This window comes from Allobosea sp. P4_C6 (assembly GCF_056402015.1).
In genome coordinates this window covers 1-2488 of sequence record NZ_JBFUIF010000178.1, presented here as the reverse complement: position 1 = coordinate 2488, position 2488 = coordinate 1, and the positions used below count along the sequence as shown (strand labels likewise).

Sequence of the window (2488 nt, the reverse complement as noted above, 5' to 3'; positions counted from 1 at the left end):
GTGATGAGTATCTCGTCGGCCAGATGGCTCATACCTATCGGCTGGAAGGCGGTGGAGCGGCTGTGCTGGGCTCGATCCAGCCGCAACCCCTCCCCAATGAGCCCGATGGGACGATCGCTCTCGACGCCATCGCCAACGCGATAAAGCCGAAAGATTTCCACTTCGCTGTCACGCGGCTGCTGGCGCTGGAGAACACCTTCAACGGGCTGGTCCTGCCCGATGCCTATCTGGAGGCAGCAACCCAGCTCGCCCGTTCCCGTGGCCTTGCGACCCATCTCGACGGAGCCCGGCTGATGAACGCCGCCGCGGCAAGCAACCGGGACGCGGCGTGGATCGCCGGGCAGTTCGACACGGTATCCCTGTGCCTGTCGAAGGGACTGGGAGCGCCGATCGGCTCCATCCTCGTGGGCCCGAAGGATTTCATCGAGAAGGCCCGCCGCATCAGGAAAATGCTGGGCGGCGGCATGCGCCAGACCGGCGTGATCGCCGCGGCCGCAATCCATGCTCTGGAGCACAACGTAGCGCGGCTCGGCGAGGACCACCGACGCGCTGCTGATCTCGCGAAGGTGCTGGCCCGTTTTCCTGCGCTCGGCGCGGGGCCAGCGCGCACAAACATGGTGTTCATGACACCAAAAGCGCTTGATACCAGCGCTTTCGCCGCCTTCGTCCGCGACCGCGGCATCGCCGTCAGCGGACGTTACGGCACATTGCGCTGGGTGACCCATCTCGACCTGGACGACGCTTCCGTCGAGCGCGTCGCCACAGCCTGCGAGAATTTCTTCGACAGCAAACAGTGACGGGGGACTGAGGGAGCCCCGTACGACCAGCGCAGGATGTCCGCTCGTGTCGAATACCCAGCTTCCGCTCCTGGCGCAACTCGCCCGGATGAGCGGCTCGACGATATTGGCCCATTGCTCACGTTCGGAACGTCCGCTTCCTAGCGGTTTAGATCGAGATTGAGCGGCGGGCCGGTGCTGCCGCAGGCCTCAATTGGCTGGGGCGAGCGACTGGGCCACGTAAAGCCGAAGCCAGTCCTCGAACCGCGTCCGTGCACAGCGTGGATGACCACTTGGAATGAGACTGTCATCACGCAGCACCGCGCCGAAATAGAGCGCTTGGCGATCGGCAATGACAGGGCGCGGATCCTCGTTCGCGGCCAGTATCTGCCGGGCGAGGTCGTCGAGACGGAAATGATCCGGCCCCACGATTTCCAGCTCGCGGTTCTGCGCCCGCCCGAGGACGACATCGCGCAGCTCCAGCGCGACATCGTCGCCTGCGATGGGCTGTATCAGGGCCGGCGAAATGCGAAGCGCGTCTCCTTCCGCGGCGGTCTCGACAATTCCGTTGATGTATTCAAAGAAGGGCGTCGACCTCACAATCGTATGGGGCAAGTTTGCGCTTCTCACGATCACCTCCTGCATCATCTTGGCTCGGAAATACCCTCTGTCGGGCAGCCGATCGGTCCCGACGGCAGAGAGAGCGACGTGATGCTCGACGCCCGCGGCCTCCTCGGCAGCGAGCAGGTTCCGTCCGGAGGCCTGGAAGAAGGCAAGCGCGACGTCCTGATCGAAGGTTGGAGAGTTGGAGACGTCCACGACTACCTGCGCGCCGGACAGTGCTTCGGCTAGGCCCGCTCCGGTGACCGTATCGACGCCGCGCGAGGGCGAGGCGATCTCGATTTCGAGACTGCTGCCGGCCAAGGCATCGACGAGCTTGGACCCGATCATGCCGGTCCCGCCTACCACAACAATCTTCATGCGCCGTCTCCTTGATATCCTCGTTCCCAGCCCGGGAGCATGTCACTCGTCGAACGGCGCGCGCTCGACAAAATCGACCGATGACGGCGCGCGGTAACCCGAGACGAGCCGCTCGCCGAAATCACGCACGAAATTGTCGTAGGTGGTTTCAGGGCGGGTTCTGGCGATGTGGCAGAAACACTGCGTCATCAGCCGCTTCATCCCGAGTCTCGGATAGGCGAGGAGGATCTGCTGGACCTCGTCCGGCGGGAGCGCGTCGTATTGTAGTCCGACGACATCGAGGCAGATGCCTGCCGTGCAGAGTGCAACCTCAGCCTCCTTGTAGAGGCCGATCGACGGTGTTGAGTTGAGGGCTACGCTGTCCCAAATCAGCTGAGCACGACGCTCGTCGACACCGCTCTCTCGGGCAAAGCTTCGCGCGAGATCGGCGCCCTCGACCTCGAACCGGCGCGGCCCGTTGAAGCACTCGTTCAGCGTGACATCGTGCAGGAGCGTCCCGACAGCGACGACTTCCTCGTCATGATGGATATTCCGAATCTGCCCTAGGCGAGCCGCGAAAAGCCAGGAGCGCACAACGTGGTTGTACAGGTAGGGCTCGCAGGCTCGGCGGGCATAAGCGAGAGCGCTGGCCACCAGTTCGGTATCCGGCACGGCAACGCCGGCTAGAATTTGACGGTCTTTTTGGTTCTCTGACATGGCTTTCGAGGTCCTCGATCGACGGATTCCAGGAG

3 protein-coding genes are annotated in these 2488 nt (G+C 63.5%); 1 reads left to right on the top strand and 2 read right to left on the bottom strand.

All coding sequences use genetic code 11. The annotated features are described in order from the left end of the window. A partial coding sequence (locus AC1DVA_RS27595; protein ID WP_476808011.1) for a GntG family PLP-dependent aldolase occupies window positions 1-797 on the top strand: 797 nt, incomplete at its 5' end. A gap of 189 nt (window positions 798-986) precedes the next feature. Here the strand turns inward: AC1DVA_RS27595 and AC1DVA_RS27590 are convergent. Then, on the bottom strand, window positions 987-1757 hold the full coding sequence (locus AC1DVA_RS27590; protein ID WP_265055352.1) for an SDR family oxidoreductase: 771 nt from the start codon (window positions 1755-1757) through the stop codon (window positions 987-989). A 42-nt stretch (window positions 1758-1799) separates the two neighbouring features. After that, window positions 1800-2453 (bottom strand): HD domain-containing protein, encoded by a 654-nt coding sequence (locus tag AC1DVA_RS27585; protein ID WP_476808012.1) that lies wholly within the window; start codon window positions 2451-2453, stop codon window positions 1800-1802. Between the last annotated feature and the right edge of the window lie 35 nt (window positions 2454-2488).